Genomic DNA, 22,939 nt, shown 5'->3' on the forward strand with positions numbered 1-22,939 from the left:
GCTATCGATGCTGGTATTCGGCGTAATGGTGCTGGCGGTATTGTTTGTTTTTCTAAATGCAGGATTTGATTTTGCTTATGTCATTCCGCAACGACTGGTTCGGCTCGCCACCATCGTGCTTGGTGGAATATGTGTTGCATTTTCTTCGATTATCTTTCAGACCATCGTCGGCAATCGTATTTTAACCCCATCCATCATGGGCTATGAAGCCGTCTATTTGTTATGGCAGGTCATGTTGCTGTTTTTTCTTGGCACTTCTGGATTGTCATGGCTGGGTTTAAATGGAAATTTCTTTGTTTCAATCTTGCTGATGCTGTTTTATTCGTGGGCAATGCACCGTTGGTTGCTGACCCGAGTGCGCAATGATGTCTTTCAACTGCTGTTATTTGGCTTAGTACTCACTATGGTGATTAGTACCGTCACTCAGTTTATCCAGCTCAAAATAAGCCCCGGTGAGTTTTCAGTATTTCAAGGACTCAGCTATGCCTCATTTAATCGTTCTCAACCTGAAACATTAATTTATGCAGTGGTGACAGTTGTTATGGTTCTTGGGTTACTGAGAAAAAAATATGCTGTTTTGGATGTGATGGTGCTCGGTCGTGAACAGGCAATTTCATTGGGGATTGATCATCATCAATACGTCAAATTTTATCTTGCCTTGATTGCCGTCTTGGTTGCAATTTCAACCAGCTTGATTGGCCCTACCGCATTTATGGGGGTGTTTATTGCCAATATTGCTTATGCACTCGCCGGAACACATCAACATAAATTTACCTTAGCCATCGGCTGTGTTGTGGCGATTGCCATATTTATTATCGCTCAGATTTTAGTTGAGCATGTTTTTAATTATAAAACGACAGTCAGTATTTTAGTCAATTTGGTATGTGGTGTGTACTTTCTTGTACTGACAGTTCGTGCCAGAGGTGTTTCATGATTAGGGTGCGTAATATCCATAAATCCTATGGGGGAAAAAGTGTGCTTTCGGATGTCAATATTGAATTTCCTGAAAAGCAGGTGACTTCACTCATTGGTCCAAATGGAGCGGGTAAATCGACTTTATTGATGATGCTGGCAAATTTATCGAGCCCTGATCAAGGTCAAATTTTATTTCAGCAGAAAGATATTACCCAGATCCGAACGGCTGAATATGCCAAATATGTTGCAACCTTACGACAGTCTCCAAGCTTTAACTTACGCATGAGCGTAGAAGAACTGGTGTCTTTTGGGCGGTTCCCTTATAGCGGTGGTGCTTTGACCGCAAACGATCATCAGGTGATTGATGAGGCAATTCAATTTCTAAATTTAGAAGCATTACGTAAAGCCTATATCGATGAATTGAGTGGAGGCCAACGGCAGATGGCTTTTCTGGCGATGACCATTGCTCAGCAGACTGAGGTGCTTTTATTGGACGAGCCTTTAAATAACCTTGATATGAAACATGCTGTTCAGATCATGCATGCATTACGTCGTTTATGTGATGAACAGGGGCGTACCGTGATTCTGGTGATTCATGACATCAATTTTGCAGCGAATTATTCTGACCATATTGTTGCGTTGAAGAATGGCAAACTGCGTTTTAGTGGTCCAGTCAAACAGGTGATTACTGCGCAACAATTAGATGATCTGTATGAACTTGATTTTGAAATTACCTACAGTGAACAAGGCTGTATGTGCAACTACTTCAACTCAACAGGAGCTTGAATACACATGAAATGGAAAAATAACAGCTGGAATCTGGCATTGAGCATGATAGCCGCAATCAGCTTATCGGGATGTGACAAAAAACCTGCTGCTGATGCGAACCAAGGGGCTCAAAAGTTAGCAACCCCGATCGTGGTTAAACATGAACTAGGAACCACCAGCATTGCCTATCATCCACAACGTGCTGCGGTATTGGATATGAATGAAGCTGATTTTCTTGATCAACTGAGTATTCCTATTGCGGGTATGCCCAAAGATTATGTACCACATTTTTTGCAAAAGTATAAAGATGATCAAAAGGTTCAAGATCTAGGTGCGATTGTTCAGCCCAATATGGAACGGATTTACACACTCAAACCAGACATCATCTTAATGACGCCACTGCAAGCAAATCAGTATCAAGCGTTGAGTAAAATTGCACCGACTGTGCACTATGACATCAATTTCAATAACAGTCAGCAGCATCACATTGAGGCGATTAAAGCGCATTTGATCACTTTAGGCCAGATCTTTAATCAACAGCAATTGGCGACGCAAAAAGTAGATGCATTGGATGCCAAAGTAGCAGAAGTACGAAAAATAACTGTAAATCGTCCTGAAAAAGCTTTGGTGGTCTTACATAACAATGGTGCCTTTAGCAACTTTGGGGTTCAGTCACGTTATGGCTTTGTATTTAATGCATTCGGGGTAAAACCAGCCAGTACAGTGGTAGATACAAGTTTGCATGGTCAACCGATTTCTAGTGAATTTATCAAACAAGCTGATCCCGATATTTTGTATATCGTCGATCGTACAGCCGTCATGGAACATCGTCCGACGATTGATGCTGAGCGGATGAGTAATCCTTTATTACGCCAAACCAAAGCATGGAAAAATGGCAAAGTGGTTTTTGTTGATGCAGATGCTTGGTACATCACTGCGGCAAGCCCAACCTCCATGCATATTTTAATTGATGATGTCATCAAGGGGTATCAGCTATGAATTAGGTCTTTACACGATAAATTTATAGCCAGATAAACTCTAGCCAAAACACCCATACCGTGAACAAGTGACTACAGCATACTTTTCAATAAAAAAAGTGTGATAGGGAAACTTGTGCTTAAAAAATGAAAGGAAATTTGTATATGAAATATGGTCATCCACTTTTTCAGCACGCTTTGAAACCACAGTGCCGAGATTTAAGCCCGCAATTTAAACTGAAAAACTTGATTTCTGCTCAACTGTTGTTGGGTTTCGGATTAACTTTGGTGATTCCGATCTCAACAATTCATGCGCAAACACCTGATCTGCCATCATCAGATCACGAGGCATTGCAAAATTTACCCACCATCCATGTACAAGCTGTGAATGAAAAAAACAGTGTTTTAGCGGGGCAGATTTCTTCGCAGAATAAGTTGGGTTTTTTAGGTGAAAAAGGCTTTTTAGAAACGCCATTTAATAGCATTGGCTATACAGACCAATATATTGAAAATCAACAGGCAAAAGATATTACCGATGTCATTGCTAAAACCGACCCATCTGTATTTACCAATGGTGCCAGTGGCGGATGGAGTGAAAACTACTATATTCGTGGCTTTGCTTCGAGTACAAGTGATATGTCAATGAACGGCATGTTTGGCATCACACCTTTTTATCGAACCTCTCCTGAAATGTTTGAACGAATTGAGGTACTCAAAGGACCTACAGCATTACTCAATGGTATGCCGCCAGCAGGATCGGTGGGGGGCATGGTCAATTTAGTCAGCAAGCGTGCAGGCGATGATCCACTGCAGCGTTTTAGCGCGACCTATATGTCTGATTCACAGTTTGGTGGACATCTCGATATCGGCAGACGTTTCGGTCAAAATAAAGATTTTGGTGTACGTTTAAATACAGTATATCGTGATGGAACAGGGGCAATTAAAGACCAAGATAAAAAAACAGCCTTAGTTTCTTTAGGTCTGGATTGGCGTGGTGAAAGTGCACGTATTTCAGCAGATCTCTATACAGCTGAGGATCGAGTAGATGGTGTCAACCGTGGGATTAATTTACTCTCAGGGGTTGCGATTCCTAAACCACCAAAACCAGACACACTATTAAATCCAGACTGGTCTTTTGTTGAAACCAAAGATAAGGGCGCTATGCTTCGTGGCGAATATGACTTGAGTGATCGAGTTATGGCATATGCCACTTATGGACAAAGTAAAACCGATTATAAATATAATGGTGCCATGTCAGCGACCGTGCTCGACAGTCAAGGCAGGCTCGAAACCAAGATTGGTCAGTTGGCTTTTGATCTTGAAAAGAAATCAGCTGATCTGGGCATAAAAGGAAAATTTGATACAGGATCTATTGGTCACCAATGGGTTGTCAATGCAACGTATTACCAACATGATCAAAATGACTATGGGGTAAGAAACGTGGCTGGGGCTGAATGGATCACCAATCTTTATCATCCAGTTTGGGGAAATCCAGTTCGCTTTAATGCGCCACATATTTCTAAAACAGCATCTCGTTTAAACAGTTATGGGATTGCGGACACCTTATCTTTTGCTCAAGATCAAGTCCAATTGACCTTGGGTGTACGACAACAGAATGTGCTGAGTGAAGCTTTTAATATTGTTACAGGCAGTCGAACATCACGTTATGATGAAAGTGCCACCACACCTGGGGCTGCGATATTGTTTAAAGCCACAGCGCATATTTCCTTATATGCAAACTATATAGAAGGCTTAAGCCAAGGCTCAACCGCACCGTATACTGCGGCAAATGCGGGTGAAGTTTTTGCGCCTTTTAAAACAAAGCAAAAAGAGCTTGGGATTAAAATGGATTTAGGGAAATTCTCAAACACTTTGAGTCTGTTTGAAATTGAAAAACCAAGTAGCTATACCGATCCCGTCAGCAATATTTTTACTGCTGATGGCGAGCAACGCAATAGAGGAGTTGAATGGAGCTTCTTTGGAGCACCTATTGCGAATCTTCGTGTAATCGGTGGTGTTGCCTATATTGATCCTGAATTAACCAAAACTGCAGGTGGTAAAAATCAAGGCAATACTGCGACTGGGGTTGCCAAGCAACAGGCGAAATTAGGCATGGAGTGGGATATTTCGATGTTGCAGGGTTTAACCTTGACTGGAAATGCCACAGCAGTTTCAAAGCAATATATCAATCAGGAAAATACACTACATGCTTCTGGACGAACACTGTTTGATGTTGGGGCGAGATATAAGACCAATGTTTCAAGTTTTCCACTGAGCTTAGCTGCGAGTATCAATAACGTGACCAATAAGGCCTATTGGGGCATGCCACAATTGTCCAGTTTAGCCTTGGGCGCACCTCGAACTTATATGCTGTCGGCTTCTATCGATTTTTAATTTAAGCGATACAGCACTATATTTTTATATGGTGCTGTATGTTGATTCAATGAGGCGCTTTAAATCATATAAATCTGTTTAATCAAAAATAAAGCGGATGGGGTTTTTGTCTCAGGGCAGGCTTGCTTAAAGTGCTGTTGATAAAACAACACTAAATCTAAAACAAGTGATGAAATCTAAACATTTATTAAAATTGAATTTTGAATAAGCCATTGAAAATTATAAAAATAAATATTGGCATAAAAGCTGCTCAATACAAGTGATATGAAATTGGAAGTATCTTAAGGAATACCTATGTCACTTGTCGTCGATAAAAAAGAAAATTCTAAAGAATTTGTAAAAAGTACTTTATCTGAAATTTGGGTCACACGATGTCCAGTACCCACTGCAACAGGAATCTCATTAAAGCGCGGCACCTTAGTCGAAAAATTTGAGCGACATGGTATTGATGTTGCGGTATTGCAAGATGCGCGTAAAGGCTTGTCTGTGCATCATTTTGATCATCAGCTTCCGGCTTTATTCCGTGAGGGTGGCAATGTACCTGCTTTGGCTGCACGTTCAGAAGGTGCCCCAAGTCGTCTGATTGGATTAACTTGGATTGATGAATGGCAAGTGATTATTGTTCGACCTGATTCAGCAATTCGTCAACCTGAAGACTTAAAAAATGCCAAAGTGGCTTTACCTGAATATGCCGATAAACGTGCAGGCAGTATTTTTAGAGCCATGTCATTGCAAGGTATTCGAGGGGCTTTACAACTTGCAAATTTAAGTTTTCGTGATGTTTATTTTATTGAAGTTCCTGAGCGAGCTGAATCGAAACAAGATCGCGATGCCAGTGCCTATTGGTCAGGCCTTGATGCCTTGATTACAGGTGAGGTGGATGCCGTGTATGTCAAAGGGGCATCGGCTGTTGAGGCTGCCACCAAACGTGGTTTAAAAGTCGGTATCGATTTAGATCAATTTGCAGATGTGACTTCACGTGTGAACAACGGGACACCTCGCCCTATCACGGTACATGAAGATTTATTGGAACATCACTTTGATGTCGTCGTGGATTTTCTGGAAGAGCTTTTTGATACCGCAGACTGGGCAGAAGATCATTTAGATGAAGTGCTGGTTATTCTACAAGATGAAACCATTGCGGGTGCTGAAAGTGTGGCTACAGCGTATCGTAATAATTTCCATAAATCTTTACATCCTTCATTAAGTGAAGAGCGCCTTGAGCTTTTAAAACAACAAAAAGATTTTCTTTGGTTACATGGCTTCCTTGAAAAAGACGTAGATCTTGATACATGGGTCGATCATCGCCCATTACTCGAAGTTTTAAAGCGTCGCCAAAATAAACAACGTTAAAACAGGATATTTATCATGACTACACTGATTCAATCGCCACTTTCCCCTGAACTCAATGATTTTATTGAACGCAACCGTGAAAAAGCTGAATTTGCATTTGAGGTGTTCCGTGAGACGGGCACAATCACTGCCAATGGCACGGTCAACTTTGTTGAACGCGCCCCTGAGAATACCTTGGTGACCTTTAACTATGCAGGGCCTTGGTCACGAGATAAAAAAAGCAAAGTACTGGTAGAGAAGCTTGATGGTGAAGTTTTATTGGGACGAAAAGGTGCTGGTGGCCGTTATAACAAACTGTTTCGTGAACATGCAGATGTCACCACAATCTCTCATGTACATGCACCGAATTTAGGTGCTTGGGCCCAAACACACCGAACCCTACCGATTCGATATGTGCCTGTTCAGCGTTTTCATTTATTTAATGAATTACCGATTTATATCGATCGCCGTCAGGCAGAAGTCGATTTCATTTTAGATCAACTCAAGATTGATATTGAGCATCGGGCTATTTTGGAAGCCAATGGCGGTGCCACAGTTTGGGGGCGTCAAGGTCTACAGGAAACTGCTGAATTTATTTTATTGCTTGAAGAAGGTGCTCAAATTCAACTGTTAGCAGAACTGGTTGGAGGAAGTCGTGAATATGGGCAAGGGGTGTTACAGCAACAGTGGAAAATGAGCGGATTGACTGAAAAAGCAAAATCACTGGGATTACTTCCACTCCATTAGAAACATGATTTAAAACAAATATAGAGAATATTATGGCTGTAAAACTTTTATGGTATCTCACCTCTCCTGATGGTCCCTATCCTTGGTTGGAGTCGGGACGCTGGGATACCGATTATGAACATTTACAACAAATTGCAATTACCGCAGATCGTCTGGGGTTTTACGGTTCGCTCATGGGTACAAGTGAGTATGAAACACTGGCGGTTGCTGCAAGTTTAATTCCTTTTACTGAACGCCTGAAGTTTTTGGTTGCGCAGCATCCAGGTGAAGTTCAACCCGCAGTTTTAGCCAAATATGCACAAACTTTTGACGCATTCTCTCAAGGACGTTTGTTGTTTAATGTGGTCAATGGCAATGATCAGGGACTTGCCGCTTTGGGTATTCATTATTCACATGATGAACGCTATGACTTTAGTAAAGAATACTGGAGCACATTTCAACAAAATTATTTAGGCGATAAATCTGGTTTTCAGGGTGAGTTTATTCAAGTGGCTCCACGTCAAGAGGGTGCTTCACCGATGTCAAAATGGCATGGGGCAACCCAAAAACAAGGCGTACCGCTGTGGGGAGCTGGCACATCAGCGAAAGGGGTACAACATTCAGTGGAATTGCTGGATGTGTATTTAAGTTTTGCCAACACACCGCCGCTGCTGGGAGAAAAATTCAGTAAGGTTGCAAAAGAAGCCGCTAAAGTTGGGCGAACTTTGCAGTATGGAACTCGCTTACAAATTATTGTTCGTGAAACCGAAGAAGAAGCGTGGCAATACGCGCAGTCTCTACTCGATAAAATTGATGTGAATTATGCGATTGAAGCAGTAAAACGTCAGCTTCCACCCAATGAAACTTTTGAAAGCTATCAAAGTAATAACCCTATTGTTCAAAAAAATTTAGAACGTTTACGTCAGGGGATATTACCTCAAGCTAAAGATTTTGAAATTTATCCAAATATTTGGACAGGGCCATCACTGTTTGGTTTTGATATCTTAAATCCCGCTGCAGGGACCGCATTGGTCGGGAGTGCTGAAAATATTGCTCAACGTATCCAAGAATATGAAAGCTACGGTACATCTGCATTTATTTTGTCGGGTTTTCCTTTAATTACTGAAGTTTACCGTGTTGCAGACTTGTTGTTTCCTTTACTTGAGCTCGATCATGGCTTTGAGTTACCGAAGTTAAAAAATCGCTCCTCTGTAGATTCTCTATTGAATCAAGAAACTGTGGTTTAAAAGGAGAATCCTATGAGTAAAATTACGCGTAGAGCATTAATTAAAAATACTGGTTTAGGTCTAGGTACGATTGCAGCAGCAAGCCTGATCGGGTGTTCTCGTTCCGATTCCTCAGCAGCAAATGAAGCTGCTGCACATATAAGCCAGCATGCCACACCGCAAAAAGGTGGAGTGATCAAAATTGGGGTGATTAATGGTAATCAAGCTGGAAATTTAGATGCCCATAAGCCGATTGGAATGTCGAGTGCCTTTAGAGGTTGGCCGTTATATGCCAAATTATGGGAGTGGGGGCGAGATATTCAACCTAAATTGGCGCTTGCTGAATTTGCAGAACCCAATGAGGATGGGACTAAATGGACGATTCGGTTAAAGAAAGGGCTTGAATTTCATCATGGTAAAACCATTACAGCCGATGATGTCATTTTCTCTTTACGTCGTTTGACCGATCCTAAACTGGCGTCTCCCTTTGCGGCTTATTTGTATTCACTACAGCGCGATGCGATTAAAAAGCGTGATGATTACACCGTTGAAATTCCATTTGCTCAAGGCAAAGGCTTAGTAGCCCTACCTGAAGCATGGATGAGTTGGGGCGGTATTGTTCCAACAGATTATGACCCAATCAAGAATGTCGTCGGAGCAGGCCCGTTTAAGCTGGAAAGTTTTACCCCAGGTCAACGTTCCCGTTTCGTACGTTTTGAAAATTATTGGAAAGACAATCAGCCTTATGCAGATGCCATTGAAATTATAGATTTTAAAGACCAAACCGGGCGTCTTGCTGCTTTGCAATCAGGGCAAATTGATATTGCATCGGGTATTAGTGCCGAGCATTTATCTTTGATTCAAGCCAATAAACGACTGAATGTTGTTTCATCTGAAACAGATGCTTGGCAATCCTTTGACATGAATACCACTAAAGCACCGTTTAATGATCCTCGTGTCAGACAAGCATTTCGTTTGATTGCCAATCGGGATGATTTAGTGAAACGGGCATTGGCGGGACAAGGGCGAATTGCCAACGATCTGTATTCATTTAGTGATCCTGTTTATAACCATGAAATTCCACAGCGTAAGCAAGATTTAGCCAAAGCTAAAACACTATTAAAAGCCGCTGGTTTTGATCAAAACTTAAAAGTTGATTTATATACAGGACCAGATAGCAATGCAGCCTTGGTGTTTGCGCAACATGCAGCGCAAGCTGGCGTGATTGTAAACGTTAAACAAGTTGAAGCTGCAACATTTGCAGATGCAGTCAAACAAGATTGGGCATTGAGTACAGGTTCAAATGTTTCTCGTCCATTTTTATTGACGGTATTGCAGATTGATGGACCCGGTGCAGCCAATAACAAAACCCGTTTTAATCAAGCCCGTTTTACTGAGCTGGTGCATCACGCATTGCAACAGCCTGATCTGGAAAAACGCAAAGTTCTGGTACATGAGGCACAGCAAATTCAGCATGAACAAGGTGGCTTACTGATTTGGGGTTTTAACAATGTTTTAGATGCACATTCTCATCAGATTGGTGGTGTAACACCTGATCGAACCGGTTTTGCAGCATGGCGAACTGATGAGTTTTGGCGTAAAGGGGAGTGATGATGACGACTCAAGCCAGCAAAATTGAAAGCTCGATTCAACATCCAGCTATCGCCAAGTCGTTTGAATTTCCTGCATGGTTACCTTGGTTTTTGACCCGTATCGTGTCAGGAATTTTGGTGATTTTTGTGATTAGTTTAATTGTATTTATCGCGACTCAAGCGCTTCCATCTGACCCTGCGCGGGTCATTTTAGGGCCAGAAGCACCAGAAGCTACGGTTCAAATACTGCGTGAACAATTGGGGCTGACTCAACCGATATTGGTGCAATACTGGAATTGGCTGACTCAATTATTACAAGGTAATTTTGGACGCTCAATTGATTCCAATGTACCTGTGTTACAGATTATTCAAAACTATTTTGGTAATACGCTTGCTTTGAGTAGCTTGGTGGTGGCAATCACTGTACCGATTTCAGTTTTACTTGGGGTTTGGTTATCGCTACGTCGTGATAGCAAACTAGACCGAATCATTGTATCTAGCTCGATTATTTTTAAAGCAGTGCCCGGATTTGTCATTGCCATTTGGCTGATGATGTTGTTTTCAACTTCGATCATGCATGTATTACCTGCTGCATCATTGTTGATTCCTGGGCAGTCTCCGTTTAGCCAGCTAGAGTTTTTAATTTTACCCATTTTAACGTTAGCTTTATCGCTTATTCCTTATCTCATGCGTCTTGTGCGAGGCTCAATGATCGATGCCTTAGAGTCCGATTATGTCACTTCAGCACGATTACGCGGTATTCCAGAGCGTCGCATTATCTGGAAGCATGTTTTACCTAATGCTTTAGTGCCTGTGGTACAAGGCACGGCATTGACTATACGGGTTTTACTCAGTGGGGCTTTAATTATCGAGGTTGTATTTAGTTATCCCGGAATTGGCAATGCATTGAATGCAGCAATTGAAATGCGGGATATTCCTACCATTCAAGCGATTGTGCTATTGCTGACCATCTGTGTGGTGGTGGTCAATTTAATTGCAGACTTAATGACCACTTTACTCACACCAAAAATACGCACTGCAAAAAAACATAAAGCCCGCTCACCTGGTTTACGTCAGGCATTACGTTTATGGAAATCTGGCCGACCGATTACGGTAAAGCCTGTCGATCGCCGTAATGCCTTGAAGAGTATCAATTCAGGAGAGGGGAAATGAGTACACTTCATTGGTATCAACGTAAGTTTTTCAAAGCCTTGATTTCTGAGCGACAAGTCCGTTTTGGTTTTGTGGTGACAAGCTTAGTTTTGATATTTGCGCTTATTGGCCCAGTGCTGGTTCCTTTTGAACCAACTGCATTAGTGGGCATGACCTATGGTGCGCCTGAAGCACAGGCTTTTCTTGGCTATGACTATATTGGGCATGATGTTTGGTCTCGTGTATTAGCGGGTGGTGCTTCAATTATTTGGATGACCCTCGCTGCCAGTCTGGTGGCTTTAATTATTGGTTCCAGTTTAGGCATATTGGCTGCTTTTGCACGAGATAAAGTTGACCAGTTTGTGACTTGGCTTACCGATGTTTTTATGGCATTTCCTGATCTGATTTTAGTGTTATTAATCGTTTCGATGCTAGGGCGTGAGCCATGGCTGATTGTGCTCACTGTTTCGATTGCTTTTATTCCTGGGGTAGTACGTCTGGCACGAAGTGTTGCGCTAAATTTGGTTGAGCAAGAGTATGTAGAGGCCGCCAAAATTTTAGGTTATTCGAAAAGCTATATTTTATTCCGTGAAATCCTACCCAATATGCTGACACCCTTATTAATTCATCTTGGGGTGATGTTGACGTGGGCTGTTGGCATGTTATCTGGTCTGGCTTTTCTTGGTTATGGTATCGCACCTCCTGCAGCCGATTGGGGCCTGATGATTAATGAAAATCGTGCTGGGTTATTGGTTCAACCGTGGGCAGTATTTGCACCGGTGATTTTAATTGCTTTGTTTGCGCTGGGAACCAATGTGTTGGCTGAAGGTGTAGGGCGTGCCGCAGCGCGGATTGAGGAAAAGTAACCATGACAGAGATTTTAAAGAATACGGTACTACAGGTAAAAGACTTAACGGTGGCATTGGTCAACACAGGCAATCATGTAGTTTCGAATATTTCTTTTCATTTAAACGAGGGCGAAGTCCTTGGGTTGGTGGGAGAAAGTGGTTCAGGTAAAACCACATTGTCGAGTGCGTTATTGGGCTATGCACGACATGGTGCCAAAATTATTCAAGGCACAATTGCGCTGGATGGACAAGATATCCTCAGTCTTGACGATCACGCCTTGCGTAAAATTCGAGGTTATAAAATCAGTCACGTTGCCCAAGATCCAGGAACGGCACTAAATCCAGCATTAACAATTGGACAGCATCTACTTGAGTTATTAGAAGTCCATCAATCACGCTTATCCAGTAGTGAAAGAAATCATAAAGTTGCTAAAATTTTAGATGAAGTGGGATTGCCTCAGGATGATGTGTTTTTAAAACGCTATCCTCATCAGCTTTCCGGCGGGCAACAACAACGGATTTTATTAGCATTGGCATTTTTGTTACAGCCTCGCTTAATTGTCTTGGATGAACCGACAACAGCATTGGATGTTACGACCCAAACTTTAGTGCTGAATATTATTCGTAAATTATGTCGGGAATATAATGTCGCAGCAATTTATGTATCACATGATTTGACTGTGGTGAAAGATATTGCAGATCGCGTAATCGTCCTGTATTCAGGCCAGATTGCAGAAGATGCTACATTAAGCCAGTTATTTGAAACGCCAAAACATCCTTATACCCAAGGTTTACTCAATGCCATCCCCGATGTGTCGATTCGTAAATATTTATCCCCCATCGAAGGACATGCACCCGCACCGAATGACCGTCCAACAGGATGTGCCTTTGCCGCAAGATGTACTTTCGCTAGCGAATTATGTCATCAACAGCAACCGAAATTAACCCTGTTATCTCAAGCATTTGATCCACATTTTGTTGCTTGTCATCATTGGGATGAAGTGGGTGTGATCAATTTTCAAGAGCTTGATCCGCATCTGATTGAATTAAAAACAGATCAACAGGCACTGCTTAAAGTAGAATATATCAATGCTTGGTATGGCCAGCAACAAGCACTTTTCGATGTTTCTTTTCAAATACAGCGTGGAGAATGTTTGGCCTTAGTCGGGGAGTCTGGTTCAGGTAAAACCACACTGTCTAGAGTGATTGCTGGACTGAATGAAAATGCAGAAGGTCAGGTGATTTTAGCAGATGAAGTATTGTCCTTGCAGGGACAAAAACGTCAGTTAACACAACGACATAAACTGCAGTATATCTTTCAAAATCCATATAAAGCCTTGAATCCAGCACATACCATAGGACAGACACTCACTAAAGTGGTTCAGCACTTTTTTGCTACATCTCCGCAAGAAACTCAACAAAAGGTCGTTCAGGTACTTCAACAAGTCTCGCTTCCTCCACAGGTTCAAGAACTCTACCCAAGAGATTTATCTGGCGGAGAACGGCAACGTGTAGCGATTGCACGAGCGCTGTTATGCCAGCCTGATGTTTTGATTTGCGACGAAATTACTTCTGCTCTAGATGTGTCAGTACAAGCATCTATTTTAAAACTGTTGCAACAACTGCAAAAGCAAGGCGTAACTTTACTTTTTGTGACCCATAACCTTGGGGTAGTTCGAGCAATTGCTGATCGAGTTGCCGTTTTAAAAAATGGCCATCTGGTGGAATACGGTGAAACCGATCAAGTACTGAGTCATCCGCAACATGCGTATACCAAAACTTTGCTCACACATGCACCCAGCTTATTTAAGACTACAGCACAGCGTATCTGTGCATAAAAAACAAGAGATTTTCCGGAGTTAAAATGAACGATATTCAGCAACACAATTTTTTAGAATTGGGCAGTATAAGACATATTCAAAGTGAACAAGAAGCATTGGATATTGCCAAGGCAGTAGCAAAACAACTGACTGAATTTGCTCAAGATCCTCAATATAACAAAAGTGTTCCTTATGAACAGGCCCGCTTAATTTCAGAAGCAGGTCTGACAGCGATTATTGTTCCTCAACAATTTGGTGGTTTAGGCGCAAGTATTACTACTTTGGTTAATGTGGTAAAGATCATTTCATCTGCAGATGGTGGTGTGGGGCAACTTCTACAAATTCATTTCACCATGTTTCGAGGAATTTTAACGGGTTATGAGGATGATATTCGCGATCAATTATTGCGTGATGTATTGAGTGGTAAACGTTTAGGCAATGCACTCGCAGAAGTGGGCGGAAAAGATAAATTTCAGCATAAGACCCGTGTTGAAAGAAATTCACAAGGGCAGTTAATCTTAAATGGCAGTAAATTTTATTCCACAGGCTCTTTATTGGCCGAGTGGATCTCTTTATTTGCAGGCAGTGATGATGGACCTGTTTCGATCTTGATTCATCGTGATACGCATGGGGTAGAACTGCTCGATGATTGGGATGCAATGGGGCAAAACAATAGTGTCAGTGGCACAGCCAATTTTAAAGATGTTGTTGTCGATGAACGCTATGTTGCCAAGCGCAATACTGGTGGTCTAGGGACAGTGCTACGCACAGGTTTAACTTGGCCTCAGATTTTGCATGCTGCTATGGATACAGGTATTGCCAAAGGTGCACTTGAAGGGGGGATTGATTATTTGCAACAGAATGCTCGTCCTTGGGTGGAAAGTGGCGTCGACTCCCCGACACAGGAACCGCATATCATTAAGCAAATTGGTGAGTTTGCAGTTTTGGTCCGTTCAGCAGAAGCACTTTTAGATCGCTCAGCAGCGATTTTTGAGCAGCATTTAACTAATCTGGAAGATGAAGCCTTACAAACTGAATTGATTTTATCTGTGGCTGCCACACGTAGTCAGTCAGACCACGCATCTTTGAAAATTTCCAGTGAAATTTTTGGCTTACTTGGAGCAAGCTCTACTTTGTCAAAATGGAATTTAGATCGTTTCTGGCGTAATGCTCGTACACATACCACACATGATCCGATTCGTTGGCGTTTATATCATGTTGGAAATTATTATTTAAATAATATTCCACCTGGTGAATATAACTCTGTGCTTTTAAAGAAACAGGCTGAAAATGTGACCAAATTTAAGTCATAATTTGAGTTCGACAAAAATATGCTATTCGGAAACCTCATCCACAACTGTTTGAGGCAGTACTTAATCGCATATTTTTTTCGGTGAGAAGCAGCGTTTTGTGCGTTGAGAATAGTCAGAAGCTTTTGTATAGGCGATGCCTTAAATTTGGAAGCTGAAAAATAAAAGGTTGTCATCACGACAACCTTTTATTTTTTCGTATTGTTAAGCCACTTGTGCATGAATAGCAATGTCTTGTGCTAGCCATTCACGAACATTGATTTGAGCTGGAATAAACTTCCAGCGATAGAGAAAGTCACTAAGGTCTTGTAAGGCAATAATCGATGTTTCATCAAAATTGGTATTCAGCTTGAGATGTGCATCTGCGCCATAAGCTGCATGGACCCATTGTTCACTGCTATTACATTCTTTAGCCAGATAGCGGTGAGTTTCATCTGCATGCACATGCGCCCATTGTTCAGCTTGTAAAACCGCATCGACGATGGATTGAGCTTGTTGTGGATATTGCGATAGAAAATCTTCATCCACAGTTAGTGTTCGAGGGGTACCATTATTTGAACGTAGGATAGGGTCGGGATGTGAACCAATATCAATAATGGTATGCAGGGCAAAATCATGGGCAATTTGTGCTGCATGTGCGCCTTTTAAAAAGATGGCATCGACATCCCCTTTGATTAAAGCCACAATCTCTGCACTTGCGCTCAGTTTATTACGATTGCTAAAGAAACTCGCATCATTTTCTTCGGTATGATTTTGCTGTTGTGCCACTAATATATCAGCACGCAGACAATCCACCAGTTCCAGATCACTGACCTTAAGATTTACTGTTTTTAATGCATTTTCTAAACCGCGAATGGCTTGAGCACGAGAGAAATCGATGATGGCATCTTGATTCAGTGGGAGCCCAAAGCGTTTACCTTTTAGATCCTCAACCGTCTTAATTTGGGAATCATATCGAGTCAGCAGTAATTGGACTTCATCTGCCCAAGATAAACCGATGACTTTGGTTTTTTGTCCAGAAGCATATGCCCAAATTGCAGGAATACTGCCACCATGCCGAACTGAATTGGCAAGGGTATGGTTAAAATGTGAGTTACGAATCTCTTTTGAGTTCGATTCACGAATTGATTTAATTTCAATTTGTTGCTCAATAAATTTTTCTTTTAGCCAGCCTTTTTGAATCGAGATTCCGAGCCCTGTAGGAACTGGACAGCGTGTATACCAAAGTGTATTCAATGGTTGCGTTTGAAGTGTTGTCATTGTGACATCCTGTTGTGATTTGAATGCTTTAAAGCAATATTGATGCCATTGTTTAACTTGTTGATATTTAAAATATATTTTTAATATCTATTTTTGTGATGTTGATATATCAAATATTGTTGCAATAACAACAGATAACAAGTGCGGATGTTTTAAATCAAACATCTCATCAAACATGTTTTTTAAAAAAATAATATAAAACAGTAGATTAAAATATTTATGCCTTTGAAAAATTTGGCATAGATCTCGCAGTGAGCTATAGATCTTTAGTTGTTGTTTTATTTTTATGTTTAAAAATTATCCACTGCTGCGAAGTTTGGCCTTATATCGTTTTATGCCATTTCGCTTTGTATTGACGGCAACATTATTTGTCCTTGCCAATTTTGGCTTAGCACTACAGCAATATTCAATCGGACATGCGATTGATACGCTAAAACACAGCCAACCTGAAAGTTTATTTCAGCATGCTTTTACAGATCCGTTAAATCCGTGGTTTTGGTTTATTCTACTGACGAGTATCGCTTTACTTCGTGCCATTATTCAATATTTAGCGGGTTTAAGTGCCTTGACGATTGGACAGCAATTGTTAAGTATTTTAAGAGAAAGAATCTTTAGCCAGGTCCAGCATTTAGATGTTTCATGGCACTGGAAACACGGATTAGGTGAAGTTTTATCAAGAACCACCCGAGATTCAGATAAATTAAAAGAAGCTTTGATTAATTTTTGGCGACAAGTGTTTGAATCCAGTCTAGTGGTCGCCGCAACAGTCGGATTGTTGTGTTGGTATCATCCTTGGTTGGGGATCGTCCCGCTTATTTTTATTTTTCTAGGCCTAGCAGTGCTGTTTAAACTGACCAATCAGTTGGTGGTGCTGGATCATCAAGTTGCCTATGCCTATGAAAAAGTCAGTGATACTTTGGCTGAAAGCGTCAATGGCATTCGAGTGGTCAAAGCCTTTCAACTTGAGGAAAAGCTCTTACAACGTTTTGATGCTGCGGTTGATAGCTTTATTCGTCATTCCATTCAAACCATTCGCACCAGTGCACAACGCTTACCGATTCCTCAAATGATTATTGCCTGTTCCTACTTATGGGTGATTGGGTTTGGTGGCTACTTAATTGGACAAAATCAATTACAGATTGGGCAATTTGTGGCTGCTGTACTTATGGCAAATTTATTGGTGTTTCGTATTGAAAGTATTGGACAGGTCTTACATATTTTTGCAGATGCACGTTCATCGGCAACTCGAATATGGCAAATGCTAGATGAGAAATCGGCAATTGTAGATGCTGCACATGCTTTGCCACTACAAGGGGATGCTGATGGGGATGAAGGTTTAAATATTCGACTGGAAAATGTCAGTTTTCAGGATCGAAACACAGAAAAGTATATTTTAAAACAGTGTAATGTTGAATTCCGAGCAGGTGAAATCGTCACCATTGTGGGGAAAACTGGAGCGGGTAAAACCACACTGATGAACTTGCTCAATCGTTTTATCGATCCAACCGCAGGGCAGGTCTGGATTGGTTCAGATCAACGCGGTTGGCTCAATCTTAAAGATCTTAGTTTGGTTAACTTACGTCATATGGTTCAGATTATTCCGCAAGATAATTTCTTTTTCTCAGGAACCTTGGCGGATAACTTAAAAATAGCCAAACAGGATGCGACTGAACAGGAGATGCGAGACGCGTTGCATTTGGCTTCAGCATCTGAACTGTTACAGCGACTCGATGCTGGTCTGGAGACACGAATAGGGGACAAGGGAGTCACCTTATCTGGAGGGCAAAAACAACGGATTGCACTGGCACGGTCAATTTTAAAAAACTCGCCAATCTTGGCGCTTGATGATTCAACCAGTGCTTTAGATTCCACTACAGAAAAACAGGTGTTACAGCGTTTATCAGGCTTGGCTGACAATAAAAATCAGCTCAAAAGAACCATCCTGATCAATTCAAATAAACAGACCACGATTTCTTTATCAGATCGCATTATCGTATTAGATCAGGGACAAATTCTTGCTCAAGGGAGCCACACAGAATTGCTCCAGCATTGCGAATTTTATCGGGAGTTGATGGGATTTCAGAAAGCGCAACAGGAGATTCAAGCATGAATACCACGGTTAAAAATTTCCAACCGCTGACGAAAATCTCTGATCTGCAGATCGAAGAAAACTTAGCAAAAACCGCGCTACATCGCGGAATGTTAAAAAAACTCATTCCTTTGCTTTATCCGATTCGTTATTTAATTCTAGCCATGATCTCAGTAGAGATCTTACAAGTGCTGAGCATCTTTGTACGTCCATGGGCAGTCAAGTACATTTTAGATTCTGGATTTCAGCAAGTGGGTGGGAAACTGGTGTTGTATCAGCCAGTACTTTTTATAGCAATTGCTATTCTGGCATTCAGCTGGGTGTGTCGTTTTGGATTAGCGGGTATATCAAAATACTTGTCTGGAAAAGCGGCTTTAAGTGTCATTAATGATCTAAGACGTTCATTATTTCAACATATTCAAGCTTTAAATATTGGTTATTTTGATCGAACTAAAGCGGGCCGAATTATTTCACGAGCGGATCGTGATGTCGATACTTTAGAACCAGTATTGATACAAGGACCACCTGAACTACTTTCTGCGATTTTACGTTGCGGATTAGCATCTGTGCTTTTGTGGCATATTTATCCCCCATTTTTCTGGTGTTTATTTGCAACTTTGCCGATTTTATTGACAATGACTGCAATATTTAAAAAGTCATCACAACGGCATTGGGGACGGGTTGCCGAAGAACGCAGTCGATTTACTGCACATTTGGTTGAAACGGTAAATGGCGCCAAAATTATTCAGCAATTAAATTATAGTGAAACCAATCAACAGCGCTATCAGCAGCTCTTAAAAGATTTTAATGATTCTATTATTTATGGAAGTAAGCGGACCAGCTGGTTTGCTCCATTTACTGGATTGCTTTCGACAGTGGCAACCGCGGTTTTTATTGTGATTGGAAGTTATGCTTATAGTGAAGGTGTCATCAGTATTGGACAGTTTGCCGAAAGTATTTTTTATGTGTTTTTATTCTTAGCACCTTTACAGGAATTGACCGATTTATTTGAGCGTTATGCCAATGGTGCAGCGTGTGCACAACGGATATTTCTACTTTTAGATACCCAATCTAGCATTCAAGATGCACCACATGCGTTGAAATTAGGGCAACTTAACGGGCATATTCGTTTTCAGTCTGTACATTTTGCTTATACCACCAAAGCTGTTTTACAAAATTTTGATTTAGAGATCGACGCTGGAACGGTGGTTGCGATCGTGGGGCCGACAGGTCATGGTAAAAGCACGATCGTTCAGTTACTGACACGGTTTTATGAGCCTCAGCAGGGGGGGATTTTCTTAGACCGTTATCCGATACAGGATATCCATCTGGACAGTTTAAGACAAAATGTCAGTATTGTTTTACAGGACAATGTCTTGTTTAGCGGCACAATTTTAGACAATTTACGTTTAATTCAACCCGAAGCTACAGATCAACAACTGATTCAGGCGATTGAAGAACTTGGTGCAGATGATATTCTAGGACAGCTTCCTCATGGTTATTTTACTGAAGTTGGAACACTCGGAAAAAATTTAAGTCATGGGCAACGCCAACTTGTTTGTCTCGCACGTGCATATTTGGCTGATCCTAAAATTTTAATTTTAGATGAAGCGACCTCTGCGATTGATATTTATACGGAACAGAAAATCCAATATGCCCTTCGACGCTTATGTAAAAATAGAACCTGTATTGTGATCGCACATCGCTTAAGTACCATTCAAGAAGCAGACAAAATTGTGGTGATTGAGAATGGGGCTGTAGTGGAACAAGGTTCTCATGAACAACTGATTCAACAGCAACAATCTTACTATCAGTTGTATCAATCTTATTTACACAATCAACTTGTATAAGCTTATGCGCCACTAGCAAATCTGTGGTTTTATAAACATTTTTTCGAATCATTGTTTAAATATAAACAATGATTTTTTTATTTTTAATGACAAGTTTTTGATATTCAATAATAAAAATTTTGGCATTGGCTTTGCTATATCGGTGCAGATCGTTAAGGAAGCTTATATGCGTAAATATTTTTCTCAATTCATTCTTCATTCTTCTGTTTTTGCGTTCAGTACACTTACCGCCTCAATCACTTTGGCAAATGAACAAAGGCCTGTATCAGAAAAAGAGGATGTCGTGACATTGCAATCAGTTGTTGTAACGGGTTCTCGGCGAGCTATCAATAGTGCTTTAGAGGCTCCTGCTCCAGTAGACATTGTGACAGCCAAAGAACTACAAGAAACAGGGGCAGGTGATCTTGCAGCTGCATTAACACGCTTATCGCCGTCAGTGAGTTTACCAACATCACCTGCGGGTGGTTTTGGTGCATCGGTGCCGCCGAGTATTGCATTGCGAGGTTTATCTGCAGATCAAACCTTAATTTTGATCAATGGTAAACGTCGCCATACAGCGGCTTACTTCACTCGACAAGCGTATGCTGGGGGGAGAGGTGCTGCGGTAACAGATTTAAGCCTAATCCCGATTAGTGCCATTGAACGTATAGAGATTTTACGAGATGGTGCCGCAGCTCAATATGGTTCTGACGCGATCGCGGGCGTGGTTAACATTATATTGAAATCACGTGATCATGGTGGTGGCGTGAGTTATCAAACTGGAGGCTATACACAAGGGGATGGTGAACAGCATAAAATCAATCTTTGGAAAGGCTTTGAATTACCCAATGATGGTGCTTTAACTGTTGCCGTAGATTTAGGAAAGCGTGAAGCTGCAAGTAATACTGCACCAGATACGCGAACATTTTATGATGGTTCAACCCAAGCCCAATATACCGAGCAGAACACACCATTTAGAACTTGGAAATTTGGTTCTCCTGAACAAAAAGACCAAATCAATATCACTGCGAATTTAGATTTACCTTTAACTGATGAAATTGCCTTGTATGGTTTTAGTAGTTATGGGCATCGTAAGACCATCGGGGAAAATTTTTATGAACCTCCAACCACCAAAACAGTACTGAATCAATCCAGTTATTTTAAGCAACGTTATCCTGATGGACGCTCACCTTTGAGTTTAGTCAGTGTGGATGATTTTGCGACCACGTTTGGGGTTAAACAAGGCAACCAGACTTCAGGAAAATATGACCTGTATGCCACTTATGGACAAAACAAAGTCAGCACTGAACAAGGCAATGGCATTAACCCAAGTTATGGTGCAGATTCACCTTCTCATTATGATTTAGGGGAAAACATTTTTGCCCAACTCAATACAGGACTGGACTATAGTCGTGATTTTGCAATTGATGGTTTAGCCAGTCCATTGACTGTTTCGACGGGAGCGCTATACCGTTGGGAACAATATAAACAAAATGCAGGCGACCCCATTGCTTATACCCGTGGACCCTATTTTAATCCAAGTACGGCTTTAGGTACGGGTATCCCAGGTATATACGCGGGTATTACAGATCAAGACCAACGCAAAATTAGTCGAGATGTGTACGGCATTTATTTGGATCTCGAAGCCGATATTGTAAAAGATTTAAATGTTGGTGCTGCTATTCGAACAGAAAAATATTCAGACTTTGGTTCGACAACCAACGGCAAACTCTTTGCCAAATATGATATATCTCCGCAGTTGACTCTTCGTGGATCTGTCAATACAGGTTATCGCGCACCGTCATTAGCCCAGCAAGGATACTCTGCTTATAGTGTACAAACGGTGCAAACTCCGACAGGTTGGCAAGATGTACAGCAAAGGACTTTAGTTGCGGGAAGTGAAGCGGCTTTACTGATTGGTGGAACTTCACTTAAGCCTGAGAAATCGACCAATTATTCTTTAGGTTTGGTACTCAAACCATTTATCAATACCTCTGCAACTTTAGATCTTTATCAAATCGATATTCGAAATCGTATTTTACTTTCTGACAATATTACTGGCAGCGTGATCAATAATGCTTTTGCAAATACGCCGTATGCAAATATTGCCAATGTGGCGTTTTTTAATAATTTATTAGATACGCAAACACGTGGTTTGGAGTTCGCATTAAAACATGATCTTGATCTTGAACAATATGGCAAGTTAAAGCTGAATTTAGGTTTGGCTTATCATAAAAATAAAATCACTGACAGCCGAGACTCAATCACTGCAAAAGGTGAGCGAATTCCAGTCTCCAGTATTGCTGGTCGAAATACCCAAAGCCTAATTGAATCTACAGCGCCAAAAACCAAATTAGCATTGGGGGCACTTTGGTCAAATCAAGCGTGGAGTATCAATGCCGCAGTCCGTCGTTATGATAAATGGACCACTTTAAATAATACCAATGCTTCATTGGATCAGACCTTTGATCCGCAATGGATTGCTGATTTGGACTTTGGCTACAAAGCAGATGCGTGGGTAAAAGGGCTAAAATTCAATCTGGGCGCAAATAATTTATTTAACAGTTACCCAGACAAAGCCAAAGACTCATCTGTAGGGAACATCGTCAAATACAGTTTTAATGCGCCAGAAGGTGCCTTTGGAACGTATTTATATGGCCGTGTAAGTTACGACTTTTAAATTAAAAAATAAATTTTAAAA

Annotated in this window: 16 protein-coding genes; 15 read left to right on the forward strand and 1 reads right to left on the reverse strand. The window is 41.2% G+C overall.

Going from position 1 to position 22,939, the window contains the following annotated elements; genetic code table 11:
* Window positions 1-7: 7 nt before the first annotated feature.
* The 12 genes from CQZ96_RS18965 to CQZ96_RS19020 all read left to right on the forward strand — a co-directional run bounded on the left by CQZ96_RS18965 (window position 8) and on the right by CQZ96_RS19020 (window position 15,063).
* The gene (locus CQZ96_RS18965; RefSeq protein ID WP_105713525.1) at window positions 8-934 is read left to right on the forward strand and encodes an iron chelate uptake ABC transporter family permease subunit; all 927 of its coding nucleotides are present in this window, start codon (window positions 8-10) and stop codon (window positions 932-934) included.
* Complete coding sequence (locus tag CQZ96_RS18970; RefSeq protein WP_056513049.1) at window positions 931-1,701, forward strand: ABC transporter ATP-binding protein; 771 nt, start codon at window positions 931-933, stop codon at window positions 1,699-1,701. Before CQZ96_RS18965 ends, CQZ96_RS18970 begins: the two co-directional genes overlap by 4 nt.
* A 6-nt stretch (window positions 1,702-1,707) precedes the next feature.
* The gene (locus CQZ96_RS18975) at window positions 1,708-2,682 is read left to right on the forward strand and encodes a siderophore ABC transporter substrate-binding protein (RefSeq protein ID WP_105713526.1); all 975 of its coding nucleotides are present in this window, start codon (window positions 1,708-1,710) and stop codon (window positions 2,680-2,682) included.
* Between the two features lie 143 nt (window positions 2,683-2,825).
* Window positions 2,826-5,054: a TonB-dependent receptor gene (locus tag CQZ96_RS18980; protein WP_105713527.1), complete on the forward strand. Its 2,229-nt coding sequence runs from the start codon at window positions 2,826-2,828 to the stop codon at window positions 5,052-5,054.
* 294 nt (window positions 5,055-5,348) lie between these two features.
* On the forward strand, window positions 5,349-6,407 hold the full coding sequence (locus tag CQZ96_RS18985; RefSeq protein WP_105713528.1) for an ABC transporter substrate-binding protein: 1,059 nt from the start codon (window positions 5,349-5,351) through the stop codon (window positions 6,405-6,407).
* 15 nt (window positions 6,408-6,422) lie between these two features.
* Entirely contained in the window at window positions 6,423-7,133 is a 711-nt protein-coding gene (locus tag CQZ96_RS18990) for a class II aldolase/adducin family protein (protein WP_004717530.1), read from the forward strand.
* Between the two features lie 32 nt (window positions 7,134-7,165).
* Window positions 7,166-8,359: an LLM class flavin-dependent oxidoreductase gene (locus CQZ96_RS18995; protein WP_004717527.1), complete on the forward strand. Its 1,194-nt coding sequence runs from the start codon at window positions 7,166-7,168 to the stop codon at window positions 8,357-8,359.
* 12 nt (window positions 8,360-8,371) lie between these two features.
* Window positions 8,372-9,949, forward strand: coding sequence for an ABC transporter substrate-binding protein (locus CQZ96_RS19000; RefSeq protein ID WP_105713529.1), 1,578 nt, complete (start codon window positions 8,372-8,374; stop codon window positions 9,947-9,949).
* Window positions 9,950-9,951: 2 nt separating this feature from the next.
* Window positions 9,952-11,103, forward strand: coding sequence for an ABC transporter permease (locus tag CQZ96_RS19005; protein ID WP_105713530.1), 1,152 nt, complete (start codon window positions 9,952-9,954; stop codon window positions 11,101-11,103).
* Window positions 11,100-11,948, forward strand: a complete 849-nt coding sequence (locus tag CQZ96_RS19010; protein WP_004717521.1) for an ABC transporter permease — start codon at window positions 11,100-11,102, stop codon at window positions 11,946-11,948. Before CQZ96_RS19005 ends, CQZ96_RS19010 begins: the two co-directional genes overlap by 4 nt.
* A 2-nt stretch (window positions 11,949-11,950) precedes the next feature.
* Window positions 11,951-13,768 (forward strand): dipeptide ABC transporter ATP-binding protein, encoded by a 1,818-nt coding sequence (locus tag CQZ96_RS19015; RefSeq protein WP_105713531.1) that lies wholly within the window; start codon window positions 11,951-11,953, stop codon window positions 13,766-13,768.
* Window positions 13,769-13,794: 26 nt separating this feature from the next.
* Window positions 13,795-15,063, forward strand: coding sequence for an acyl-CoA dehydrogenase family protein (locus CQZ96_RS19020; protein WP_105713532.1), 1,269 nt, complete (start codon window positions 13,795-13,797; stop codon window positions 15,061-15,063).
* A gap of 201 nt (window positions 15,064-15,264) precedes the next feature.
* Here the strand turns inward: CQZ96_RS19020 and CQZ96_RS19025 are convergent, their stop codons facing one another.
* Window positions 15,265-16,320: an ABC transporter substrate-binding protein gene (locus CQZ96_RS19025; protein WP_105713533.1), complete on the reverse strand. Its 1,056-nt coding sequence runs from the start codon at window positions 16,318-16,320 to the stop codon at window positions 15,265-15,267.
* A 286-nt stretch (window positions 16,321-16,606) separates the two neighbouring features.
* Between CQZ96_RS19025 and CQZ96_RS19030 the strand changes: the two genes are divergently transcribed.
* From CQZ96_RS19030 to CQZ96_RS19040, 3 genes are all read left to right on the forward strand, one after another.
* The gene (locus tag CQZ96_RS19030; protein ID WP_105713534.1) at window positions 16,607-18,430 is read left to right on the forward strand and encodes an ABC transporter ATP-binding protein; all 1,824 of its coding nucleotides are present in this window, start codon (window positions 16,607-16,609) and stop codon (window positions 18,428-18,430) included.
* On the forward strand, window positions 18,427-20,259 hold the full coding sequence (locus CQZ96_RS19035; protein WP_105713535.1) for an ABC transporter ATP-binding protein: 1,833 nt from the start codon (window positions 18,427-18,429) through the stop codon (window positions 20,257-20,259). Before CQZ96_RS19030 ends, CQZ96_RS19035 begins: the two co-directional genes overlap by 4 nt.
* Before the next feature lie 166 nt (window positions 20,260-20,425).
* The gene (locus CQZ96_RS19040; protein WP_105713672.1) at window positions 20,426-22,918 is read left to right on the forward strand and encodes a TonB-dependent receptor plug domain-containing protein; all 2,493 of its coding nucleotides are present in this window, start codon (window positions 20,426-20,428) and stop codon (window positions 22,916-22,918) included.
* Window positions 22,919-22,939 lie beyond the last annotated feature (21 nt).

The organism is Acinetobacter sp. MYb10 (genome assembly GCF_002980175.2).
Lineage (GTDB): Bacteria > Pseudomonadota > Gammaproteobacteria > Pseudomonadales > Moraxellaceae > Acinetobacter > Acinetobacter guillouiae.